Genomic DNA, 21,796 nt, shown 5'->3' with positions numbered 1-21,796 from the left:
TCTCCGCGCTTACAGCATCGGGGTTTGTGCCGGGACGGCCAGGGCATCGTTTTGGACCACGCGCACCCTGGTGTCGTTGCTCAGGCGTACCTGGCCGGAGAGCACGATTTCGTCGCCAGCCTGGATGCCGGAGAGCACGTGCACGTCGTTGCCACGACGCTCGCCCGCCTTGACCACCACCTGCTTGGCTCGTTTGACCTTCACCTTGTTGCCATCCTTGTCGGTCTCCTCGCTCTCCTTGATCACGTAGATGTTCTGACCGTAGAGGGTGAAGGAGATGGCGGTCTGCGGGATCACGATCTGATCTTTCACCGTTGGCAGAATGATGCTGGCGCGGGCAAACATGCCGGATCGCAGCTGGCCATCGTTGTTCGGGATGTCCGCCTGGACCTGGATCAGGCCGCTCTGGAAGTTGACGGCGGGCTCGATGGCGGAGATATGGCCATCAAACCGGGTCTGGGGGTAGGCATCCACCTTGATTTCGATGGGCTGGCCCAGGGTGATCTTGGAGATGTCAGTCTGGGGCACGGTGAAGCGCAGGCGCATCACGCTGGTATCTTCCAGCCGCACGATATCTGTGCCCGGTTGCAGATACTGGCCGAGGAAGACGTTGCGCAGGCCGACCATGCCGCTGAAGGGGGCACGCACCTCGCGCCGGGCTATGGTGGCCTTCAGGCTCTCGATGTCGGCCTCCAGCGAGCGATAGGCTGCTTCAGCCTCATCCAGCTGCTCCTTGGAGATGGAGCTGGTCTTGTAGAGGTTCTGGAAACGATCGAACTTGGCCTTCGCAGCCGGCAGCTTGGCCTGGGAGGCGCGCAGATTGGCTTTTTCCACACTGGAGTCCAGGCTCAGCAGCAGCTGGTCTGCCTTGACCGGCTTGCCCGATTCGAAGCTGATGGCATCTATGGTGCCCGCCAGCTCGGTGGAGAGAGTGACCCCCTGATTGGGCTCGATGAAGCCGATGGCTTCGATAGTGGGCACCCAGTCCTGTGCCTTGGTGACCATGGACGTCACCGGGAACTCGGGCTCCGGCCGGTTGGCCAGATAGTCGGCAATCATCTTCTGCTTGAACACATTGAAGCCGATCACGCTACCAAACAGGGCAATCGCGATCAGCAACATAATGGCCATCCATTTTTTCATGAACAGGCTCCTGAGGTGGAAATGTGGGGGGATAAAATGGCATTCCAGCTGGCACGAATGGCAGTCTCCAACTGCTCCTCGGTCAGCGTAAAGTGGTGAACCCTGCATTGCAGGGCCAGATGCATGACACAATCCAGGCTCAACACCTGCAGTGCCCGTATGGGTAAATCCACAAACAGCTTCTGCTCAACGCCCCGGGCAAAAAAACTGTCCAGTGGCCCCCATGCAGCCAGCATGACCGGCTCGGTTTCCAGTGCGGCTCCCAAAGGAGAGCTTTCATACTGCAATTTGCACTTGATGGCGTTGGGGTCGTTGACAAAGATGGTGTGGATATTTCGCCATATCTTTTGAAACTGCTCAAATGAAACCTTTTCAACATCCACACCGGCCATCACCATGGGAACGCACCGCAATATGGTGTGCTGATACAGTTGCCGGATCAGGTCATCCTTGTCGCTGAAGTAGCGGTAGATGGTGCCGGTCGCCACATTGGCTTTTTTGGCTACCTCGGCGATCGACAGGCCGTGAAAACCCCGTTCACCCAGCACTTCATGGGCTGCGTTGAAGATGCTCTCTTTTTTGTCCTGGTTTTTATCCTGACTCATCGGCATCACCTTGTGAATGAACGTTCATTCATTCTAGATGGGCCTTAAACCAAGTCAAGGCAGCAAACAGATTCGTATTGGCTACACGGGGGGTGAAGCCGAAAAATATCCCTGCCCGGTGGAATATCTCGTCACAGACGCTAAAAAAGTGCTCAATGTGTTTGAAAAAACAACGGTTGATTCAGCAAAAGAAAAAAAGTGTAGACAAGCATGCCCCCCATCATTAATATCGTGCCCCGTTCGACAGCGTAGCGCCCGTAGCTCAGCTGGATAGAGCGCTGCCCTCCGGAGGCAGAGGTCACAGGTTCGAATCCTGTCGGGCGCACCATCAAAAGTGCGCCGGTTAAACGGGCGGTGTTGTGGAACGAAAACAGCTGTGGTGGCTGTAGCTCAGTTGGTAGAGTCCCGGATTGTGATTCCGGTTGTCGTGGGTTCGAGCCCCATCAGCCACCCCATTTTACAGCTTGTCAGGTACGCGAAGGTGGCGGAATTGGTAGACGCGCTAGCTTCAGGTGTTAGTGCCCCCCGGGTGTGAGGGTTCGAGTCCCTCTCTTCGCACCATACTTGCTGTATAACGAGGATGACCTTTTGGTCGTCTTTGTTTTTTGAAAAACACTATTTTTAAAATAGTCTCGGTGATTAGCGCAGCCCGGTAGCGCATCTGGTTTGGGACCAGAGGGTCAAAGGTTCGAATCCTTTATCACCGACCAATTTCAGAAAAACCTCGCTTCGGCGAGGTTTTTTGCTTTCCGGCATCGCCATTTCCTGCCACTTCCCCGTCACGTCTGTTTACATTTTTGCTGGTTCCTCCCAACCCGGCTTCGCGTATGCTGGGCGCAGATCCGCAGCAAGCGGGCATCATGGATCACATATCAGGCAGATATCTCATATGCACCCTCATTCCATTCGCGTCAGTATGCTGGCGCTGGTTGTCGTGGTGATCAGCGGCTGTTCGTACAAGCCCACGCCAGACGATCTCCTGATGGGCTCTGCACCGATGCAGCGCACCGATATCACATCCGCTTTGGTAACCAGTGCAGGCTTCTGCGTGACCCTGAGTGGCCAGCAGCTGCTTACCCAACCCTGTGACGAGAGCGCCAATCAGCAGTTCAGCTGGGATGCCGGTGCGCTGGAGTTGGCCCGAGGCTGCCTGGTCGCCAGCGGCCGGAGCGAACTGGCCGTGGCCGAGTGCCAGGAGACGAGCCATCAATGGCAGTGGCAGGGGGATCGCCTGTTCAATCGGCAGGCCGCGCTTTGCCTGGATGTGGCAGGACGTCGTCACAAGCCGGGTACCCCGCTGCGCTTGGCGGAGTGCTTTGGCGGGGCCAACCAGAGTTTCGAGTGGAAGCGTGAAGAGAGTCTGCTGGAGCAGCTGGAGTTGAAAAGCCTCATCCGTTGAGGCTTTTCGTCCATTCGGGGTGACTTGAACTCAGTGTGAGTGGCTGACAGCGACCGCGGCGGGGGCCGCCGGTACGGGTTGATGGGCGATGCCGCTCAGGGAGACCAGACGGCAGACATCCTCATGGCCTGCCCCTTCAAGGGAATCGAGGCGGCTAATCAGCAGGGAGTGGATGCCATCCAGCTGATCGGCCTGTTGCAGGGCCGCGATCAGGTGCTCGTGATGGGGCTGGGGAGCATTTTCCTGAAAGAAAATCGGTGTGACCCCGCGCAGTATGGTCATCTGGTTGAGCAGCTGCGGATTGTCCGACAGCGCCCAGATCGGGTTGTGGAGACCCCCGCGCGAAATGGCGATCACCGCCTCTCCCTGATTGGTCAACACGGCGATGCCGCAGGAGCGATCCTGACTGAAGGCGGAGGTCATGGCGGCCAGCGCCATGCAGCGGCCCGAGTGGTCGGCCTGGCTGCTCTCCCGGCGCCAGCGTGGCTGTACGGGTTCCATCTCCTGCTCGGCACCCAGCGCGATGCGCGCCATGGCCTCGACCGCCTCGACCGGGTAGAGTCCCGCCGCCGATTCGGCCGACAGCATCACGGCATCGGTACCATCCATGACCGCATTGGCCACGTCCAGCACCTCGGCGCGGGTCGGCATGGGGTTGCCGATCATGGACTCCATCATCTGGGTGGCGGTGATGACGGGGCGACCCAGGGCGCGGCAGCGCTTGATCAGCTTCTTCTGTACCCCCGGCAGGCGGGCATCCCCGATCTCCACCCCCAGATCGCCACGGGCGACCATGATGATGTCGGAAGCCTGGATGATCTCGTCCATGGCTTCGACGGATGCCACCACTTCGGCCCGTTCCACCTTGGCGACGATGGCCGCCTTGCTGCCGGTGGCGCGGATGAGGGTTCTCGCCTCTTCGAGGTCAGCGGCGCTGCGGGGGAAGGAGACGGCCACGAAGTCCGCTTCCAGCTGGCGCGCTGTAAGGATGTCTTCCTTGTCCTTGGTGGTCAGGGCCGGGGCGCTCAGGCCACCACCCAGTACGTTGATGCCCTTGCGGTTGGAGAGGATGCCGCCCACCAGCACGCGGGTCACGACCTGTTCCCCTTCCACCCGCTCGACATGCAGCTGGATGCGGCCATCGTCCAGCAGCAGGGTGTTGCCTGCCTGCACTTCCTGAACCAGCGCCGGGTAGTCGGTACCGACCCGATATTGGTCGCCCTGATGGCTGCCGAGGCCGGCATCGATCACGAAGGAATCGCCGATCTGCAGCCGGATGCTGTCATCGGCAAAGCAGGCGATGCGGATCTTGGGGCCCTGCAGGTCGGCCAGAATGCCGACATGGGTGTTGAGGCGGGCGGCGGTGGCGCGGATCCGTGTGGCCAGCGCCAAGTGTTGCTCCGCAGTGCCGTGGGAAAAGTTCAGCCGAAAGACGTTGGCTCCCGCCAGGATCAGCTTCTCCACCATGGCTTCCGATGAGCTGGCGGGGCCCAGAGTGGCAACAATTTTGGTCTTGCGCATGGGTTACTCCTGTTGCGACGACGTGAAAAAGGGTGGTCACCGGACCACCCTTTTTATGGGCAAATATCAGTAGTTGACGACTTTCTTGGCGTTCCACACCGTCATGGCGAGCAGCATGGAGACCACGGAGGCACCCAGCCAGAAGTATTGGGCGTTGCTGAAGTCGTAGCGGGTCACACCGTCGATCACGTCGGTCTTGATCAGCGCGGAGGAAACCAGTTCCTGAATGGAGGCGGCGATGTAGGAGCACAGGCCGATGAAGCCTTTCACCGCACCGACCGCAGTCTTGGGCATCAGGTCACAGGCGGTCAGACCGGCCAGGAACACCACCAGACCACCGATGGCATAACCGATCAGGGCGAGGGCGACGGCATCCATCATGCGGCTCTGCGGGCCCCAGAACATCAGGCACATACCGGCGATGTTGGCCAATCCGTACAGCAGGGTCGGGATGTGGCGGTTGGCGTTGAACACCTTGTCAGAGATGATCCCGGCCAGGATGGCTCCGAGGAAACCGGCGATGGGGTAGGCCGACATGGCGAAACCGGCATCGATCAGGCTGTAGCCTTTCTGCTCCTGCAGATAGAGCACGGCCCAGGAGCTCATGGCGTAGCGGGACATGTACATGCAGGCACAGGCGGCGGCGATGAGCCACACGGTGGGCTGCTTGAGCACGAACAGCTGGGCACGGCGAATTTCGGCCGGCTCCACTTTCTTGGAGATCTCCGGCTCTTCACCAAAGGCAACGGCAGGTTCCGGCAGGCCGTAGGTCTGCGGGCGATCCTTCAGCACCAGGTACATGCACAGGGCGGCGATCAGGGAGGCGATACCGGCGCCGATGAAGCCGGCTTTCCAGCCGAAGTAGCTGACGATGGTAGCGGTCAGGATCCAGGAGATGCCTTCACCGATGTTGCGCGAGCCGCCCCAGACCGAGTAGACAGAGCCCCGCTGCTTGGGCGAGAACCACTGGAAGATGGAGACGCAGGACGGCGCCGAGCCGACGGACTGGAACCAGCCGTTCAGACCCCACATCAGGACCAGGAAGAAGGTGGCGGTGTTCATGCCCATCAGGATGGTACAGATGGACGACAGGCCCAGGGCCACCGACATGAAGCGGCCGATGTTGGCGTAGTCGGACAGGAAGCCGTTGGAGAACTTGCCGACGGCGTAGGTGAACAGGAAGGCAGAACCGATGACGCCCAGCTCTTCCAGGGTGACCACGCCGGAGTCCAGCATGGGCTTCTTGACTACGTTAAGGCTCATACGAACCACGTAGAACATGGCATAACCGAGTACCAGGCCCAGGAAGACCTGCCATTGGTACTTGCGGTAAATCGAGCGAATTTTATCTGGCGCGGCATCCATGACCGGTAGGTCTGCTCGCGTCTTGAAGAAGTTGAACATGGTGTTCTCCGTTTCTATTTTGGCAGCATGGTTTCAGAGGAAGCTCTGATCACGGATGCCATGATATGAAGGGAGAAATTAAGGCGGCAAAAAGTCGGAAATGAGTCACTTGTGACTCGAGCAAGGGAAAACCATGAGTCAGAAATGGCATATTCTGACTGTCCTATTGATAAGCGATGAATAACAATAGTCATATCACCGGAGAGATATGAGTCAGAATTGGCTCATCCCCTCTCTAATAAAAATAATGTGAACTACCAATTATTAGATGTACCGCACATAATCCGTTTTTGATAGTGAGCAGAACGACCCCCATGTCTCTATTTTTTCGACTGCTGCCTGTGAGTCTGGTGGCTATTTTGTTGCCCTTTGGCGCCCCTCAGGCCGGGTCACTGACCGTGCTCACCTCTTTTTCGGAGACGCCGGTCAAATCGGTGATAGACGGATTCGTTCAGCAATATCCCGGGATCCGGGTCGAGGTTATTTATCGGCGAACCATCCCCTCTTTGCGCTTATTAACGGAGGCTGAGGCGCCGTCGGTCGATATTATCATGTCATCGTCACCGACATTTTTTAACACCCTCGATAAAGAAGGTTTACTGGCTCCCTTGCCAACGGCCACCATTCCACCGGACTGGTTGAGTCCCCATACCCTGGGATTAAGCAACAAGGTGGCGGTGGTGGGATATTCCAGCAGCGGCATCATGTATAACCGCCACTATCTGGCCAAATATCAATTGCCACAACCCGGCAGCTGGCAGCAGCTGGCGTCGCCGGTGTTCATGGGCCACGTCATGATGAGTTCTCCCTCCCAGTCCGGCACCACCCACATGATGGTGGAGAGCATACTGCAACAATATGGCTGGGATCGGGGCTGGGCCTTGCTGATGCGCCTTGGCAGCAACCTCTCCGCCATCACGGCGCGCAGCTTCGGGGTAAGTGACGGTATTGCCCGCGGTCTGGCGGGGGCCGGCCCGGTGATCGACAGCTATGCCCTCAACAGCCAGGCACTCTTCAAGCACATCGGCTTCAGTACCATGGCGGATTCGGTGATCCTGCCGACCTACCTCGGGGTGCCCCGCAGCACGGACAATCCGCAAAACGGTGCCCTGTTCATCCAGTACCTGCTCTCCGACAAGGGGCAGGCGATTATCGGCACTCCCGGCATGGCCAAGGCGACCCTGAGTCAGCCCGAGTTGGCCAGGCAGACCCATTACGTGACCGACAAGGCGCTGCTCTACCGGCGGGCGGGCCTGCTCAAGGCCCTGTTCGAACAGACCATCACCCAGCAGTTGCCCAAACTGAAGATGACCTGGCGGGGGATCAACGGGGCGGACACCCGAAACGATCCCGAACGGATCAAGCTGGTCGAGCAGGCGAAGGTGCTGGCGAGCACGCCGCCTTTGAGCGAGCAAGAGGCCAGGGATCCGGCGCTGCTGGCGCTGTTTGACGGCATGTACGAGCGGGATCAGAGCAACCCCCGGGCCGAGCGCGTGATGCACCAGTGGCGCCAGACGACGGAGGCGCGGCTGAACGAAGCGCAGCGGCTGGTCGAACAGGCCAGCAAGCCATGAGTCGCCTGGGGCGCAGCCTGCGTCTGCCGAGCAGCCTTGGACGGCGGCTGATCCTCGCCTTTCTGGCCATCACGACCCTGACCGGGATCATGGGGATGGCGGCCTACATGGTGTGGGATCGGCTGGGGCAGCAGGTCAACCAGATTGTCAGGGAGAGCTTGCCCGCCATCGGCAGTGCCTACCAGCTGGAGCGGGCCAGTTCCCGTCTGCTGTTGCTGCTGGCGCAGTTGCGGGATACCCGGGACCCGGTGCAGTACAAGCGGCTCTCCCTCTCGGTCTCCACCACACTGCAGGATATCCAGAATGCCTACCTGCTGGGGTCGCAAGATGATGACGAGGCGCTCTCCCAGCAGCGGGCGTTCGAGGAGCTGAGTGCCCTGGTGGCGGATCACGCCCGCTACCTGAAGCAGCAAATCGTCCATGCCGAAACCCTGCAGCAGTTGCAAAAGCGCAGCAACTGGCTGCATCAGGATCTGGTGGATGACGTGGCGCCCCTGCTGCAGGAGGTGGAGTGGCACCTGACCAGCATGGTGAACAGTTCCGACGACATGAGCGAATTTGGCAATGTCATCAAGGAGTTCTCCGCCCTGCAGGATCTCACCTTCAAGGAGAACGAGCTGCAATCGCTGGTCAATGAGGTGATCGACCAGCGCTACCAGCAGGATCTGGAGAGTGCCTTTCTGTTCATCGGCTACAAGATCGACGAGATGGACGAACTCACCTCCCGTCTGGCCGAGTACCCCTCTACCGTCAGCTATCGCCAGATCCTGCAGGACATAGTCACCCTGGTGAAACCGAATGGCCAGCTGCACCGGTTGTTGCAAGCCGACGCCCTGACCCATCAGCGGCTGATGGCCTTGCGCCCCAAGCTGGATGATGCCGTCTCGCGTTATCACCGGAAGGTCAGCCAGACGGTGAGCGAGGCGAACCGCTCTCTCCACGTGCTCGGCAACAACAGCAGCCAGATGGTGGCGACCGGCAAGCTGGTGATCCTGGTGGTGCTGGCCCTCGCCATCCTGCTCAGCATCTTCGTGCTGGTGGTGCTGATCGGGCGGCGGCTGATCGGGCGGCTCGATGTGCTGGGCCAGGATCTGGCCCGGGTCGCGGCCGGCAAGATGGATGTGCCGATCCAGACCAGCGGACGGGACGAGATTGGCCAGCTGGGCGAGAACCTGCGCCACTTCTGCCAGCAGCTGCAGCAGATGGAGCGCTCCAACGCCCTGAACCTCATCAACAACACCCAGGCCTGCCTCATCACCTGTTATCCGGACGGCACCATAGAATCGGTCAACCCGAGCGCCTTGACCCTGTTCCGGCAGGCGACCATCAGCCCGGATCTGCCGTTGTGGCAAGTCTTCCCCGAGGAGGCTGGCGCCGTGCTGGCCAGCCAGTTTGAGCCTGATCAGCCGCTGCACCGGTTGGGTCACAGTGAATGCACCGTGGCCACAGGGCCCCACGACGAGCCGCGCTTCCTGCACTTCAACCTGCGCCGCTTCGAGCAGGGGCGCGGCTATCGCTTCATCATCACGGTCACCGACGTGACCCGCCAGGAGCTGACTGCCAGGGAGCTGGGCCAGCTGGTGGAGGAGCGCACCCGCGAGCTGACCGAGAACAACCGCCTGCTGGCGGCGGAGGTAGTGCAGCGCCAGCAGGCCCAGCGCAACCTGCTGCAGACCCAGGATGAGCTGATCCAGGCGGCCAAGATGGCGGTGGTGGGGCAGGCGATGACCAGCCTGGCTCACGAGCTCAACCAGCCCCTGTCGGCCATGATGACGTACCTTTACACCAGCCGTACCGCCCTCGGGGCCGGAGAGTTTCAGTTGCTGGACAAGGATCTCGGCAAAATAGAGATGCTGGGTCAGCGCATGAGCCGCATCATCAATGCCCTGCGCAACTTTGCCCGCAAGTCGCCGACCGAGGAGACCCGGGTTAGGCTCGATCTCGGGGAGCTGGCGGATCAGGCGCTGCTGCTGCTGGAGACCCGGGCCAAGCGGGATGGTTGTGCCCTGAAAAATGAGCTGCCCGCCGGGCTCTGGATCGAGGCCGATCCCGTGCTGGTGGAGCAGGTGCTGGTCAATCTGCTGGTCAACGGCATGGATGCCATCGCCGGGCGGGATATCCGCGAAATCCGTCTGTTGCTGCTGGAGCAGAATGGCAACCAGCTGAAGATCGGGATCGCCGACAGCGGCGCCGGTTTTGGCGAGGCCATACTGCCCAGGCTGTTTACCCCCTTCACCACTTCCAAGGAGGTGGGGCTGGGCCTGGGGCTGACCATCTGTCGCTCCCTGCTGGCCCGCTGTGATGCCGGGATCTTGCTGGGCTCCGACTTGGGGGGAGGGGCCATGGTGATCCTGGAGTTTGGCGAGCCCCCGTCGGCCCGGTCGCAGGAGGGCGCCAAATCCGAAGCGTATTTGAATGAGGAGAAGTCAGTCGATGTTGTTACCCCGTAGCCGCCCGGCCAACGTGTTGCTGGTGGATGACGATGAGGACGTGCTGGAGTCCTATTGTCACCTGCTGAGGCTTTCCGGCTATCAGCCCAAGGCGACCACCTCCCCCCACGAGGCGCTGGACCTGCTGGCCAGCCAGTGGCCCGGTGTGGTGGTCTCCGATATTTACATGCCCGCCATGAATGGCATGGAGCTGTTGACCCGGGTTCACGAGATAGATGCCGAGATCCCGGTCATCATGATCACCGGCCATGGCGACATCCCCCTGGCGGTGAAGGCGGTGAAGCAGGGGGCGTTCGACTTCCTGGAGAAACCGCTCAACCCGCAGGCCCTGCTGGGGCTGCTGGAGCGGGCCTGCAAGCAGCGCTGCGAGGTGCTGGCGCGGCGCAACGAGATCCAGGAAACGATCGACGACGAGCTGATCGGCACCAGCCCGCAGATCGTCGCCATCCGCAACCAGATCAACCAGCTGGCGCAGACCGACAAGGATCTGATGCTGGAGGGGTCGGCCGGCTCGGGACGCCACACCCTGGCGTTGTTGCTGCACAAGATCAGCGCCCGCCGGGAGCAGGCCTTCCACCTGCACGACTGCGCGTCGGCAAGTTCGCTGGCCGAAGTGCAGGAGAGCCTGGCACAGGCCGAACAGGGGACTCTGGTACTGCAATCGCCGGCCCGGCTGACGGCCGAGTGCCAGCGCTGGCTCGGCAACCATCTGCTGGAGCAGGAGCGCAGAGGGGGCAAGTCGCTGCGCACCATAGCGTTGTTCGAGGAGTCACCGGAAGGGCTGGTGGAACAGCAGCAGCTGATGCCCGAGCTCTACTACTTCCTCTCCCAGGTGCGGCTCAAACTGCCCCGCCTGGTCGAGCGCAGCTGCGACATCATCCCCCTGTTTCGTGCCTTCCTGCGCCAGGGGTGCAAGCGGATTGGCAAGCCGGTGCCGGCGGTGGACCGCGCCTATCTGGAGACCCTCAAGCGCCACCAGTGGCCAGGCAACCTGAGGGAGCTTCGCAACGTGGCCGAGCTCTATGCGGTGGGTATCGTCAAGCTGGCCGGGGTAGAGCGGGCCATGCCGCTCGCCAATGCCAAGGAGCCGCTGGACGATCTGGTGGAAGAGTTTGAGCGGCGAGTGATCGAGGATACCCTGTTTCTGTTCTCCGGCCGGGTGACCGAGGCAGCCCAGTACCTCGGCATCCCGCGCAAGAAGCTCTATCTGCGCATGAAGAAGCACAACCTCGACAAGGATCAGTTCAAGCCCGCCGGCTGAGCCCTCAGAGCTTGAACTGCTGCACCCGGGTGGCCAGTTGCCGGCTCTGGGCCTCCAGCTGGCCACAGGTCTGGCGAATGCTCTCCAGATTCTCCAGCATGGCGCGACCATTGCCCGCGACGACGCTCAGGTTGTGGTTGATTTCGGTGCTGACGCCGCTCTGTTCATGGGCGGCGTCCCTTATCTGGCCGTTCATCTCGTTGATGATGGTGATAGCCCGGGTCATTTGACCCAGGCTCTCCCGGGTCAGGTGGGCCTGGGCGACAGCCTGGGTGCCGCTGTGGCTGCTGGCCCCCATCTTTTGCACCGCCTCCTGGCTGCCCTGCTGCAACCGCTCGATCATCTGCTGGATTTCACCCGTGCTGTGCTGGGTCTTGCTGGCCAGGGTGCGCACCTCGTCGGCTACCACGGCGAAACCGCGCCCCTGCTCTCCGGCCCGGGCCGCCTCGATGGCGGCGTTGAGCGCCAGCAGGTTGGTCTGATCGGCGATGCCGCGGATCACCTCCAGCACGGAAGAGATGTGTCCGACGTCCTGCTCCAGCCGCTGGATCCCCTGCTCCGACACGTGAATGTCCCGCGCCAGTGCCTCCATCGCCGTGACTGTATTCATCAGATCCGTCGTGGCGCTCTGTACCTGGCTGGCCGCCTCGGCCGAGGCGTTCTCGGTCTGGCTGGCGTGCGCCACCATGAGGGCGCTGGTGGCACTCTGTTCCTCTACGGCGGCGGCAATCTGATCGCTCTGGCGCTGCTGCTCCTCTGCGTTGGTCACCATCCCCTCCATCAGGGAGTACAGTTGGCGTGATGCCGATTGCACCGTGCTGGCAGTCTGGCTGACGTCGCTGACGATCCTGTGCACCTGATCGATGAAGCGGTTGAAGGTGGCGCCGAGGGTGCCAATCTCGTCGCGGGAGGTGATGGTGATACGACGGGTAAGATCACCTTCGCCCTGGGCAATATCTTCAAGGGCCTGTTGCATCTGGTTGAGGGGCTTGAGGGTGAGTCGGGTGACAACCCAGGTGAGCGCCAGGGCCAGCGCAATGGCGATCAGGGTGCCCAGGCTCAGAACCTGCTGCGCGTGCTGGCTCGAATCCTGAACCTCCAGTCTGAGCTCCTGCTGGGACTGCTCGATGGCATCTTTGAGCTGGTTGAGCTGCTGGCGGATGGTAGTGAACTGCTGCTGCGAGGCCTGGAACTGGCTGGAGAGCAGATGGCTGCTCTCATGGGGATCGGCAAAGACGGCCTGATAGTGGGCGAGCCAGTCGTCAAATTCTCCCAGCATCAGGTCCAGGGTGGTCTGGTGTTGCTTGCCGATGAGGCCCGCATCGATCAGGGTCTGCACCTGGCTCATCCTGTCTCTCGCCTTGTTGCCATTATCAAGAAACTCCGCCTTCTGATGCGCCACGTTGTCGGTGGTGAGGCCACCCACGATGAGCCCCTGACCGGCGGCAATGACCTGATAGAGATCGCGATAGGCATCTTCCAGTGAATTTTGTACCGGCAGTATCTGCTCGACGACGGTGCGGTTGACGCGTTGTTGCTCGGTGAAACTGGTGTAGGCGACGGCGACCACGCTGGACATGATGAGTAGCACAATCACCACGGGCAGACGGGTTTTGGTCGTGAGGGACAAGCGATTGAGAAGTGTCATGACGATGAGTCTCGCTGAGGCGATGAATGACGTTCCATTATCGGGCTTCGGATGTGTCAGGGGTTCAGACGAGGATCACGCTATCGGGTGGGATCAGGAAAAAATTGAGTTATTACCGGCACATAATCGAGTGCAGCCAATGCCGATAAGAGCGAAACTGTTCAGGGAATGAACAGGGAATTCAATTCTGCCGGCCAAGGGGGTGCATCATGAGATGTCCGAGGTGTCTGAAAGAGGGGGTTGATAAGGCATTGGATGAACGGGTGGGGCGGGCCTGTGCCATGGGATTCGGCGCCGCAGGCGGCTTTGCCTGTGCTGCCAGTTTCGCCAAGGTGGGAGCCGGCATGGGGGCCGCTCTGGGGGGGATAGGTGTGCCTCTCGGCGCCATCGCCGGTGCGCTGGGCGGCGCCCTGCTGGGTGGGGCGACCGGCGGTGGAGCGGGGTTGTGGCTTGGCCGCACCCTGGATCGCCAGATCTCCCGGCAATACCGCTGCCAGGGGTGCGGTCACAGCTTCGAGCGTTGACAGGCGAGCCCATGGATACCACCCGGTGTGGTATCCATGGTGAGGGGATCAGGCCGCGTTGACCTTCTCGAGGGCGAACAGCTGCTCCAGATAGACGGCGACGCCATCCTCATCCGAACTCAGGGTCTGCTCGTGATTCGCCAGTGCCAGCTTGAGACGGTCATGGGCGTTGCCCATCACCACGCCGCGACCCACCATGCTCAGCATCTCGAAGTCGTTCATGCCATCGCCGAAGGCCACCGCCTGGGACATCTCCAGCCCGTGCTGTTCCAGCACGGCGCGCACGGCATTGCCCTTGTGCACCCCGGCGTGCATCACCTCGAGACAATCCGGCAGGGAGAAGGTGACGTTGAGTCGATCACCATATTGCTGGTTCAGGTGCGCCTCGATCTTCAGCAGCTTCTCGTGCTCGCCGATGTAGAACACCTTGTTGATCTTGTCCATGGGATGGCTGGCGAGATCGGTCAGGCGGTAGGTGAAGCCGGAGTCGTGATGGAATTGCAGCAGCCAGGGCAGCTCCTCTTCCACCAGCCACTCGTCGCCATAGTAGACATTGAGGTGGATGGAGGGATCCCGCTCCAGCGCGATCAGCTCTGCCGCTACCGTATCCGGCAGCGCCTGGTTGTAGACCAGCTGATCCTGCTTGTCGTGCACGACGGCGCCATTGGAGGTGATGAGGTAGATGTCCAGCCCCAGGGTATCGCGGATGCTGCGCACATCCACATGGTGCCGGCCGGTGGCCACCACGAACTTCACGCCCTGTTCCACCAGACGGTGCAGGGTGTCACGGGTGCGGGGGGAGATCTGGTGCTGCTTGTTGAGCAGGGTGCCATCGAGATCGGATACAACTACCTTGAACATCATTACCTCACCATCTATTGAACGCTGGCGCAGTGTACCCCAGCGTCGTGTGTCACCCCATTTCTTTTGGGATCCAAAAAATAACCAGTTTTAGTAGCGCGCGAAGAAGGCCAGGGTCGCATTGAGCGCGGCCTGACGCTGGGGATCCGCCTCGATGAAGAGCTCGTGCCAGGCCCCCTCGATACGCAACGGCTTGCCCCCTTCACAGTTGGCCATGGCGCAGAAGGCATCCTGGGCGGCGTTGTCCACCACGCTGTCCTCACCGGCCTGCAGCAGCAACAGCGGCGTCCTGATGGCGCCGGCATCGGCAATTGCCGCATCCGCCCCGGTAATGCCCTGATGGATCCAGTGGGCGGTGGCCCCGCCCAGCTTGACCTGGGGATGCTGCTCGTAGATCTGGCGGAAGGCCTGATAGCGCGCCGTGCTGTGGGTCAGCTCGTTGTCGGCGAAGCCCTGATCCTGATAGGGGCCCTGACCCGGGCCGTAAGGGGCCTCACCAAACCAGCCACCGACGGTACCCATGGTGGCAGCCAGCCCCTTGGCCAGCCACTTGGGCAGGCCGCCGAGGTTGATGCCCATCATGGGGGAGGAGAGCACGGCGGCCTTGATGTCATCCGGCCAGCGTTCCAGATAGCGGGCCGAGATGGCGCCGCCCATGGAGTGGGCCAGCAGAAACAGCTTGGCGGGCTTGTCCGCCATGATCACCTCATCATGAAACTGTTTGAGATCGACCACATAATCGTCGAACTGGTCGACATATCCCTTCTCCCGATCGCTCAGCATGCGATCCGACATTCCCTGACCGCGGTGGTCTATGAGGTAGAGGCTGTAGCCCTGGCGCCACAGATCCCAGGCCAGCTCCTGATACTTGAGGTAGCTCTCTACCCGGCCGTTGACGATGAGGATGGCGCGATCGACCTTAAGCTGACGCAGGGCCGCATAGCGGATGCTGATCCCGTCCTTGCCCTTGAACTCCCCTTCCACCGCATGCTCGCGCCAGAAGTCGGGCAGGGTCTGTTGATAGAGGGTGGGTACGTCGGCTTCAGTGGTCAGCTGATAGGGGTTGTTCACGGCAAGGGCTCCGGCAGAAAACAGGGTCAGGGCCAGCAAGGGAAGAGAGAAATATGTCATCGGGCAAGCTCCTCTCGCCAATGGTGGTAGAGCGCCGCTATGTCGCTCGAGCAGATCAGGGGCATGGCGGCCTGCAAACGGGGCAGTGGCCAGTCCCACCACTGCATGGCTTGCAGCATGGCGATCTGCTCCTCGTCGAAGCGGCGGCGGATAGGCTGGGCCGGGTTGCCGCCGACTATGGTGTAGGGGGCAACATCCCGGGTGACCACGGCGCGGGTGGCGATGACGGCGCCATCGCCTATGGTGATGCCCGGCATGATCATGGCTTCCGAGCCGATCCAGACGTCGTTGCCAACCCGGGTGTCGCCCTTGCGCTGGAAGCCGTTGCGAACCCCCTCACCAAAGGTGCCCGGATCGAACGGGAAGGTGGAGGCCCACTCCATGCGATGACCCTGGTTGCCCGCCAGCAAGAAGGTGGCCCCCGAGCCGATGGAGCAGAACTTGCCGATGATGAGGCGATCTACGTCACCCCAAATGCCACTCTCCCAGGTGGCGCGGGTCGACCCATCGCCGAGCAGGTAGCGCACACAGTGATCTTCGAATGATTTGCCGTGGTAGTAGCCGGAGTAGTAGCTGTACTCCCCGGCCTCGATATTGGGATTGGTCAGGTGATCCCGTATTACTTGGGATTCCAGCCAGCTACCGAATGGATTTTCCATCATTGCTCCTGCCATTCATCCTCTTCCTGCTGGGCAGCCCAGCCCTTGCGGGTCAGCTGCATCTGCTGCCACCAGCGCTCGTCCGCCAGGATCTCGCCGGCCGGGCCGAGCTGGGGATAGGGCATCTCTTTCTCTTTGCAGAGTTGGGCATAGACGGGGTAACCCCCCTCGAACAGTATGCTGTTCTGCTCTTCCAGGCTGAGCGGGCAGCCGCGTTGATAGCAGCCGGCCAGCTCGCGCTGGCGTTGGGCTTCGTAGAGAATGGCGGCGGCCGCCACCGAGACGTTGAGAGACTGCACCATGCCCACCATGGGGATGACGATATGGTGATCGGCCAGGGCCAGCGCCTCTTCGCCGATGCCGTGCTTCTCCTGGCCCACCAGGATGGCGGTGGGTTTGGTGTAGTCAATGGCGCGAAAATCCACCGAGCTGTCGGAGAGGTGGGTCGCCAGGATCTGCATGCCGCTGGCTTTGAGCTCGGCCACTGCGCTGCCGATGTCCGGGTGCAGCTTCACGTCCACCCAGTTCTGGCTGCCGCGGGCGGTGCCCTTGCGCTTGTGGATCCAGGTCTTGGGCCAGACGGCGTGTACCCGGTGGATGCCGATGGCATCGGCGGTGCGCACGATGGCGGCCAGGTTGTGAGGCTTGTGCACCTCTTCCATGCAGACGGTCAAATCGAGTTGGCGCTGGGCCAGCATGTCGGAAATCCGTTTAAAGCGTTCAGGTGTCATATCAGTTTCTATGCGATGAGGCTGGTGCTGCAGATGGTCATATCGGGCTGGCATGCCGGTGGCGCGCTGGCAGCGCAGTGGGCCATTCCATTGTCTCTGTAAAACAGCAGGCGGCTTGCGCCGCCTGTGTTCAGTTCTTCTGCCGGCTCACCTTGAGCACGTTGGGCATCACGCGGATCTTGCGCATGATGTTGGCCAAGTGGATACGGCTCTTGGTGGTAATGAGCAAGCTGACCTGATAAACCCGGCCATCTTTCTCTTCGGTGCTGATGGCGTGGATGTTGGCGCCAGTGGCGGCGATCACGTTGGCCAGCTCGGCCAGGGCACCCTGATGGTTGATGATCTCGATGCTGATGCCAGTGCGGAACTCCTGTTCCTGCTCCTTGTCCACTTCCCACTGGACCGGCAAGTACTTGTCCGGTTCCTTGCTGTAGCCCTTGATGTTACGGCAGGCTTCCTGGTGGATCACCAGCCCCTTGCCCGGGCTGATATGGGCGATGATGGCGTCCCCGGGGATCGGGCGGCAGCAGTTGGCGAAGGTGACCAGCATGCCGTCGGCACCCTTGATCGGCATCTTCTTGCTGCTGGACTTGGGTTGATCTTCCGGCGGCAGTTCGTCACCCAGCATGCGGCGCGCCACCATGACGCTCATGGCGTTGCCAAGACCCACGTCGGCCAGCAGCCCCTGCAGGTTCTCGTGCTTGGTATCGGCCAGCACCTGCTTGATGCGTGGCTCGGGGATGTCTTCGATGTTCTTGGCGCCCAGCGCATGGTTGAGCAGGCGACGGCCCAACACCACCGACTCTTCGGTGCGCAGGTTCTTGAGGAACTGGCGGATCTTGGAGCGCGCCTTGGTGGTCACCACGAAGTTGAGCCAGGCCGCGTTCGGGCGGGCGCCGGGGGCCGTGATGATTTCCACCGTCTGGCCCGAGTGCAGCGGGCTGCTCAGGGGATAGGGGTGGCGGTCGACCCGGGAGCCGACGCAGGCGTGACCGATGTCGGTGTGTACCGTGTAGGCGAAATCCACCGGGGTGGCGCCGGCAGGAAGCTCCATGATGCGCCCTTCCGGTGTGAACACGTAGATCTCGTCCGGGAAGAGATCGGTCTTGACCCCTTCGATGAATTCAAAGGAGCTGCCGGCGCTCTGCTGCAGCTCGAGCAGGCTCTGCATCCAGCGCTGGGCGCGGATCTGGGCCGTGGTGCCCGAGCTGTCACCATCCTGCTTGTAGGCCCAGTGGGCGGCAACCCCCTTGTCGGCCATCTGGTCCATGAACTCGGTGCGGATCTGCACCTCCACCGGCACCCCGTGCGGTCCCACCAGGGAGGTGTGCAGCGACTGGTAGCCGTTGGTCTTGGGGATGGCGATGTAATCCTTGAAGCGACCGGGGCGCGGCTTGTAGAGGCTGTGCATCTGGCCAAGTACCCGGTAGCAGGTATCGATATCCTTCACCTTGACCCGGAAGGCGTAGATATCCATCACCTCATGAAACTGCAGCTCCTTCTTTTCCATCTTGTTGTAGATGGAGAAGAGGTTCTTCTCGCGGCCGCTCACCTGGGCCTCGATACCCGCCTCCCGCAACCGGCCACTGATTTCGCTCTGGATGGAGTCGATGATCTCGCGGCGATTGCCGCGGGCACGGCGCACCGATTCGCGCAGCACCCGGGAGCGCATCGGATAGAGCGCCTCGAAGCCCAGCTCTTCCAGCTCGTTCTTCATGGTGTGGATGCCGAGGCGGTTGGCGATGGGGGCGAAGATCTCGAGGGTCTCGCGGGCGATGCGGCGGCGCTTGTCCGGGCGTAGTGAACCCAGGGTGCGCATGTTGTGGGTGCGGTCGGCGAGCTTGATCAGGATGACCCGGATATCCTGGGTCATGGCCATCACCATCTTGCGAAAGTTCTCGGCCTGGGCCTCCTTTCGATCGCGAAACTTCAGCTTGTCGAGCTTGGATACGCCGGAAACCAGCTCGGCCACGGCGTCGCCGAACTGCTCAGCCAGGTCGTCTTTGGTAACGGGGGTATCTTCGATGACGTCGTGCAGCACGGCGGCCATCAGGGTTTCATGATCGAGGCGCATGTCGCCCAGGATGCGGGCCACGGCGACCGGGTGGGTGATATAGGGTTCACCGCTGGAACGCAGCTGACCCTGGTGAGCATCACGGGCCACCACATAGGCTTGCCTGAGCTTCTCGACCTGCTCTGCCGGCAGGTAGGAACTGGCTATTTCTTTAAGATTTTCAAATAAATACAAGACAGTCCCCGCTGCGGTGAAACGGCAATTCGTGGAATCGAGGGTATAGCCCTGAGTTTGCGAGGTTTTGGAGCGGTTGTAAATGGGGATGAACAGTCGGCACCCGGGCGGGTGCCAACCGAAAGAATGACTTAACCGCGGCCTTCGGCGATGGCAGCAACGGCAGCCAGCTCAGCGGCTTCCTGCTCTTGCTGCTCGTAACGGTCCTGGGTGTCCATCACCTGGTTGTTTACCAGACCCAGCTCGATCTCACGCAGGGCGATCACGGTCGGCTTGTCGTTCTCTTCTTCAACCAGGGGATCTTTGCCTTGAACCGCGATTTGACGGGCGCGGCGTGCGGCGACCAGCACCAGGTCAAAACGGTTACCAACCTGTTTTACAGCATCTTCTACAGTAACGCGTGCCATGCAGGACTCCAGTATGTGGGCTTTCTGTGTTTAGAAAAGCGGTGTTTAAAAATGACGCAAAAGTTTACTCGTTTTTGGCTTACTCTGCCAGTAACTGTTGCAGCAAGTTTTGTTGTGCCTGCTGTTGCTGACGCATTTCCAGCCGTTGGCACTCAATAATGGCCCTCAGCTGGAACAGTGCCAGCTCAAAGTCTTCATTGATAATGACATAGTCATATTCGTCATAGTGCACCATTTCGGCAATGGCTTTCTCCATTCGGCCCTTGATCACCTCGGCGCTGTCTTGGCCGCGGCCAATCAGGCGGCGTTCCAGCTCTTCGCGGCTGGGAGGCAGGATGAAGATGGATTTGGTCGGCATCAGTTCACGGATCTGGCGGGCACCCTGCCAGTCGATATCGAGGAAGACGTCGATGCCCTGGGCCAGGCAGGCCTCGATGGCGGCGCGAGAGGTGCCGTAGTAGTTGCCGAACACTTCGGCCCACTCCAGAAAATCACCGCGCTCGATCAGCGCCTTGAACTCTTCCACCGGGACGAAATGGTAGTGAACGCCATTTTCTTCACCGGGGCGGGTGGCGCGAGTGGTGTGGGAGACCGACAGCTGCATCTTGCCAGCCGCGTTATGGTGAGTCAGCAAGGCATTGAGCAGGCTGGATTTACCCGCACCGCTCGGGGAGGAGATGATATAGAGAGTGCCTTGTTGCGCCATGTTATTACCTTTAATCGATAACCGTGTTTTTGGTTGTAGCAGAGGCCGCCGTCTTGTGCCCGAAAGGGAGACAGCCCAACGCAAAACGCGGAAAAATTCAGAATCAGGGGGATGTAAAGGCGGCGAATTTTAACAGAAGGTGGCGAATAAAAAAACGGCCGGAATCATATTCCAGCCGATCAAAGGATTCGTAGCTTGCTGCGGGAGCGTAACCCACATTGGTTGCCATTTTGCCGTGGCTATTGGGGCGGGGCCATCAGGTTATCCCTGCCTTATTGCTCGGGATTTTCGAATTGCCCGAGCAGATGTTTATCGGCACACAGCTTGTCAAAGGCGGCAATGACCCGCTCGCTGCTGATCTTGCCCATGGCATCCGGATCCTTGAGGCGGGTGCGCCAACCCAGTTCGGCTAGCGGCTTGCCGGTCTCCTGCTCAATCAGTTCCTGATAGACGCTGACCACATAATCGCGGCACAGATAGGGGCCGGTGCGATCCGGGTTGTGATGGGCATAGAGACCGATCACCGGCGTGCCCACCAGGGTCGCCATGTGGGTGGGGCCGGTATCGGGCGCCAGCACCAGACTGGCCTCACCAATCAGTGCCAGTAGCTGTTTGAGGTTGGTCTGACCCACCAGATCCACCGGCTTGCTGTGGCTCAGTCGCTGGATGTCGGCGGCCAGATCCCGCTCCAGTTTGGCCGGTCCGCCGCATAGATAGACTTGGAATCCCTTGCTCGCAGCGTGATCCGCCAGCGCAGCATAGCCTGCGGCGGTCCAATTCTTGAAAGGCTTGCTGGCGGCGGCGCAGATGAGCAGGGTCGGCTTGCCAGCAATCTTCTCCCGGGCCCAGGCCTGGTGCTCGGCGCAGATGGGCAACTGCCAGTCCGGCGTCAGATCCCGGATGCCGAGTTCCCTGGCGAAGGCGAGAAAGCCGTCCAGCACATGGGGAGAGGCAGGCGAGGGCACCCTGTGATTGGTGAACAGCCACTGGCCGTCGTTGGCCCGCTCCTTGTCGAAACCGAGTTTGATGTTTGCCCTGATGCCGAGGGTGGCGATGCTGGCTCGCATGGCAGCCTGCAGATGGAGCAGGGCATCGAACTTGCGCCCCTTGAGGGTGCGCCACAGATCGTGATAGCCACGCCAACCCTTGCTCTTGTCGAAGGCAATGACCTCCACCCCGGGCAGATCGGCGAACAGGGTGGCCTCGATTTTACCGGTGATCCAGGTGATGCGGGTCTGCGGCCACTCCCGTTGAATAACGCGAACCAGCGCCAGTGCGTGGCAACAATCGCCGATGGCGGAGAGCCGCAGGATGCAGATGGAAGAGGGAGGCGTTTGAAATAGCGGCATGATGTGCGGCACGGCTGGCAAAAAGGGTGGATGGCATTATGCAAACTCCCCTGTGGATTGTAAAATTGCGCGCAATCGTCAGCCCGGTTTCGCCATGACCTCCCGGTTGTGGCTGACCTGTGCCGGCACAGGATATTGACCATATTGCAGGCGGTTGCCACGACAGCCCCATCGC

The 21,796-nt window shown here is 60.9% G+C and carries 18 protein-coding genes and 4 tRNA genes; 9 read left to right on the top strand and 13 right to left on the bottom strand.

Annotated elements, in window-relative coordinates; translation table 11 throughout:
• Positions 1–9: 9 nt before the first annotated feature.
• Complete coding sequence (locus tag BN1123_RS10245; protein WP_042026818.1) at positions 10–1,143, bottom strand: efflux RND transporter periplasmic adaptor subunit; 1,134 nt, start codon at positions 1,141–1,143, stop codon at positions 10–12.
• Positions 1,140–1,748 (bottom strand): TetR/AcrR family transcriptional regulator, encoded by a 609-nt coding sequence (locus tag BN1123_RS10240; protein WP_042026817.1) that lies wholly within the window; start codon positions 1,746–1,748, stop codon positions 1,140–1,142. Before BN1123_RS10240 ends, BN1123_RS10245 begins: the two co-directional genes overlap by 4 nt.
• Before the next feature lie 251 nt (positions 1,749–1,999).
• Here BN1123_RS10240 and BN1123_RS10235 point away from each other — a divergent pair.
• The 5 genes from BN1123_RS10235 to BN1123_RS10215 all read left to right on the top strand — a co-directional run bounded on the left by BN1123_RS10235 (position 2,000) and on the right by BN1123_RS10215 (position 3,147).
• Positions 2,000–2,076: transfer RNA gene (locus BN1123_RS10235), tRNA-Arg, on the top strand.
• 51 nt (positions 2,077–2,127) lie between these two features.
• A tRNA-His gene (locus BN1123_RS10230) sits at positions 2,128–2,203 on the top strand.
• A gap of 20 nt (positions 2,204–2,223) precedes the next feature.
• Positions 2,224–2,309: transfer RNA gene (locus BN1123_RS10225), tRNA-Leu, on the top strand.
• Between the two features lie 72 nt (positions 2,310–2,381).
• A tRNA-Pro gene (locus BN1123_RS10220) sits at positions 2,382–2,458 on the top strand.
• A gap of 179 nt (positions 2,459–2,637) precedes the next feature.
• Positions 2,638–3,147 (top strand): ricin-type beta-trefoil lectin domain protein, encoded by a 510-nt coding sequence (locus tag BN1123_RS10215; RefSeq protein WP_042026816.1) that lies wholly within the window; start codon positions 2,638–2,640, stop codon positions 3,145–3,147.
• A gap of 30 nt (positions 3,148–3,177) precedes the next feature.
• Here BN1123_RS10215 and pyk read toward each other — a convergent pair whose 3' ends face one another.
• Together pyk and BN1123_RS10205 are read right to left on the bottom strand one after the other, a co-directional pair.
• Positions 3,178–4,668 carry a pyruvate kinase gene (gene pyk, locus BN1123_RS10210; RefSeq protein WP_042026814.1) on the bottom strand — a complete coding sequence of 497 codons (1,491 nt, stop codon included), beginning with the start codon at positions 4,666–4,668 and terminating at the stop codon, positions 3,178–3,180.
• Between the two features lie 66 nt (positions 4,669–4,734).
• Entirely contained in the window at positions 4,735–6,072 is a 1,338-nt protein-coding gene (locus tag BN1123_RS10205; RefSeq protein WP_042026813.1) for an MFS transporter, read from the bottom strand.
• A 314-nt stretch (positions 6,073–6,386) separates the two neighbouring features.
• On the opposite strand from BN1123_RS10205, the gene BN1123_RS10200 reads away from it, so the two are divergent.
• The 3 genes from BN1123_RS10200 to BN1123_RS10190 are packed head-to-tail and all read left to right on the top strand — an operon-like array spanning position 6,387 to position 11,357.
• On the top strand, positions 6,387–7,646 hold the full coding sequence (locus BN1123_RS10200) for an ABC transporter substrate-binding protein (protein WP_082037524.1): 1,260 nt from the start codon (positions 6,387–6,389) through the stop codon (positions 7,644–7,646).
• The gene (locus tag BN1123_RS10195; protein ID WP_042026812.1) at positions 7,643–10,096 is read left to right on the top strand and encodes an ATP-binding protein; all 2,454 of its coding nucleotides are present in this window, start codon (positions 7,643–7,645) and stop codon (positions 10,094–10,096) included. Before BN1123_RS10200 ends, BN1123_RS10195 begins: the two co-directional genes overlap by 4 nt.
• Positions 10,080–11,357: a sigma-54-dependent transcriptional regulator gene (locus tag BN1123_RS10190; RefSeq protein ID WP_042026810.1), complete on the top strand. Its 1,278-nt coding sequence runs from the start codon at positions 10,080–10,082 to the stop codon at positions 11,355–11,357. The genes BN1123_RS10195 and BN1123_RS10190 overlap by 17 nt, the downstream gene beginning before the upstream one ends.
• 4 nt (positions 11,358–11,361) lie before the next feature.
• Here BN1123_RS10190 and BN1123_RS10185 read toward each other — a convergent pair whose 3' ends face one another.
• Positions 11,362–13,005: a methyl-accepting chemotaxis protein gene (locus BN1123_RS10185; RefSeq protein WP_042026809.1), complete on the bottom strand. Its 1,644-nt coding sequence runs from the start codon at positions 13,003–13,005 to the stop codon at positions 11,362–11,364.
• A gap of 209 nt (positions 13,006–13,214) precedes the next feature.
• Between BN1123_RS10185 and BN1123_RS10180 the strand changes: the two genes are divergently transcribed.
• Positions 13,215–13,529: a hypothetical protein gene (locus BN1123_RS10180; RefSeq protein ID WP_026455752.1), complete on the top strand. Its 315-nt coding sequence runs from the start codon at positions 13,215–13,217 to the stop codon at positions 13,527–13,529.
• Positions 13,530–13,577: 48 nt separating this feature from the next.
• Here BN1123_RS10180 and BN1123_RS10175 read toward each other — a convergent pair whose 3' ends face one another.
• The 8 genes from BN1123_RS10175 to BN1123_RS10140 form a co-directional block, all read right to left on the bottom strand.
• Positions 13,578–14,390: a Cof-type HAD-IIB family hydrolase gene (locus BN1123_RS10175; RefSeq protein WP_026455751.1), complete on the bottom strand. Its 813-nt coding sequence runs from the start codon at positions 14,388–14,390 to the stop codon at positions 13,578–13,580.
• A 90-nt stretch (positions 14,391–14,480) separates the two neighbouring features.
• A complete protein-coding gene (locus BN1123_RS10170; protein WP_042026808.1) occupies positions 14,481–15,521 on the bottom strand; it encodes an alpha/beta fold hydrolase in 1,041 nt (346 codons plus the stop codon).
• Positions 15,518–16,180: a CatB-related O-acetyltransferase gene (locus tag BN1123_RS10165; protein ID WP_042026806.1), complete on the bottom strand. Its 663-nt coding sequence runs from the start codon at positions 16,178–16,180 to the stop codon at positions 15,518–15,520. Before BN1123_RS10165 ends, BN1123_RS10170 begins: the two co-directional genes overlap by 4 nt.
• Positions 16,180–16,911, bottom strand: coding sequence for a tRNA (guanosine(18)-2'-O)-methyltransferase TrmH (gene trmH, locus BN1123_RS10160; protein WP_042026804.1), 732 nt, complete (start codon positions 16,909–16,911; stop codon positions 16,180–16,182). Before trmH ends, BN1123_RS10165 begins: the two co-directional genes overlap by 1 nt.
• A 130-nt stretch (positions 16,912–17,041) precedes the next feature.
• A complete protein-coding gene (gene spoT, locus BN1123_RS10155; protein WP_042026803.1) occupies positions 17,042–19,159 on the bottom strand; it encodes a bifunctional GTP diphosphokinase/guanosine-3',5'-bis pyrophosphate 3'-pyrophosphohydrolase in 2,118 nt (705 codons plus the stop codon).
• Positions 19,160–19,290: 131 nt separating this feature from the next.
• The gene (gene rpoZ / locus BN1123_RS10150; RefSeq protein WP_026456240.1) at positions 19,291–19,566 is read right to left on the bottom strand and encodes a DNA-directed RNA polymerase subunit omega; all 276 of its coding nucleotides are present in this window, start codon (positions 19,564–19,566) and stop codon (positions 19,291–19,293) included.
• Between the two features lie 79 nt (positions 19,567–19,645).
• Positions 19,646–20,272 (bottom strand): guanylate kinase, encoded by a 627-nt coding sequence (gmk, locus tag BN1123_RS10145; protein ID WP_026456239.1) that lies wholly within the window; start codon positions 20,270–20,272, stop codon positions 19,646–19,648.
• A gap of 272 nt (positions 20,273–20,544) precedes the next feature.
• Entirely contained in the window at positions 20,545–21,621 is a 1,077-nt protein-coding gene (locus tag BN1123_RS10140) for a glycosyltransferase family 9 protein (protein ID WP_042026847.1), read from the bottom strand.
• Positions 21,622–21,796 lie beyond the last annotated feature (175 nt).

Source organism: Aeromonas enteropelogenes (assembly GCF_000819845.1).
In the GTDB taxonomy this organism is placed as follows: Bacteria; Pseudomonadota; Gammaproteobacteria; order Enterobacterales; family Aeromonadaceae; genus Aeromonas; species Aeromonas enteropelogenes.
This window is presented reverse-complemented; position numbering and strand designations above follow the sequence as displayed.

What these genes read in the sequence shown, in the direction of transcription:
- BN1123_RS10245 (WP_042026818.1), bottom strand. Translation starts at nt 1,143, where the DNA reads ATGAAAAAATGGATGGCCATTATGTTGCTGATCGCGATTGCCCTGTTT.
- BN1123_RS10240 (WP_042026817.1), bottom strand. Translation starts at nt 1,748, where the DNA reads ATGAGTCAGGATAAAAACCAGGACAAAAAAGAGAGCATCTTCAACGCA.
- BN1123_RS10215 (WP_042026816.1), top strand. Translation starts at nt 2,638, where the DNA reads ATGCACCCTCATTCCATTCGCGTCAGTATGCTGGCGCTGGTTGTCGTG.
- pyk (WP_042026814.1), bottom strand. Translation starts at nt 4,668, where the DNA reads ATGCGCAAGACCAAAATTGTTGCCACTCTGGGCCCCGCCAGCTCATCG.
- BN1123_RS10205 (WP_042026813.1), bottom strand. Translation starts at nt 6,072, where the DNA reads ATGTTCAACTTCTTCAAGACGCGAGCAGACCTACCGGTCATGGATGCC.
- BN1123_RS10200 (WP_082037524.1), top strand. Translation starts at nt 6,387, where the DNA reads ATGTCTCTATTTTTTCGACTGCTGCCTGTGAGTCTGGTGGCTATTTTG.
- BN1123_RS10195 (WP_042026812.1), top strand. Translation starts at nt 7,643, where the DNA reads ATGAGTCGCCTGGGGCGCAGCCTGCGTCTGCCGAGCAGCCTTGGACGG.
- BN1123_RS10190 (WP_042026810.1), top strand. Translation starts at nt 10,080, where the DNA reads ATGTTGTTACCCCGTAGCCGCCCGGCCAACGTGTTGCTGGTGGATGAC.
- BN1123_RS10185 (WP_042026809.1), bottom strand. Translation starts at nt 13,005, where the DNA reads ATGACACTTCTCAATCGCTTGTCCCTCACGACCAAAACCCGTCTGCCC.
- BN1123_RS10180 (WP_026455752.1), top strand. Translation starts at nt 13,215, where the DNA reads ATGAGATGTCCGAGGTGTCTGAAAGAGGGGGTTGATAAGGCATTGGAT.
- BN1123_RS10175 (WP_026455751.1), bottom strand. Translation starts at nt 14,390, where the DNA reads ATGTTCAAGGTAGTTGTATCCGATCTCGATGGCACCCTGCTCAACAAG.
- BN1123_RS10170 (WP_042026808.1), bottom strand. Translation starts at nt 15,521, where the DNA reads ATGACATATTTCTCTCTTCCCTTGCTGGCCCTGACCCTGTTTTCTGCC.
- BN1123_RS10165 (WP_042026806.1), bottom strand. Translation starts at nt 16,180, where the DNA reads ATGGAAAATCCATTCGGTAGCTGGCTGGAATCCCAAGTAATACGGGAT.
- trmH (WP_042026804.1), bottom strand. Translation starts at nt 16,911, where the DNA reads ATGACACCTGAACGCTTTAAACGGATTTCCGACATGCTGGCCCAGCGC.
- rpoZ (WP_026456240.1), bottom strand. Translation starts at nt 19,566, where the DNA reads ATGGCACGCGTTACTGTAGAAGATGCTGTAAAACAGGTTGGTAACCGT.
- gmk (WP_026456239.1), bottom strand. Translation starts at nt 20,272, where the DNA reads ATGGCGCAACAAGGCACTCTCTATATCATCTCCTCCCCGAGCGGTGCG.
- BN1123_RS10140 (WP_042026847.1), bottom strand. Translation starts at nt 21,621, where the DNA reads ATGCCGCTATTTCAAACGCCTCCCTCTTCCATCTGCATCCTGCGGCTC.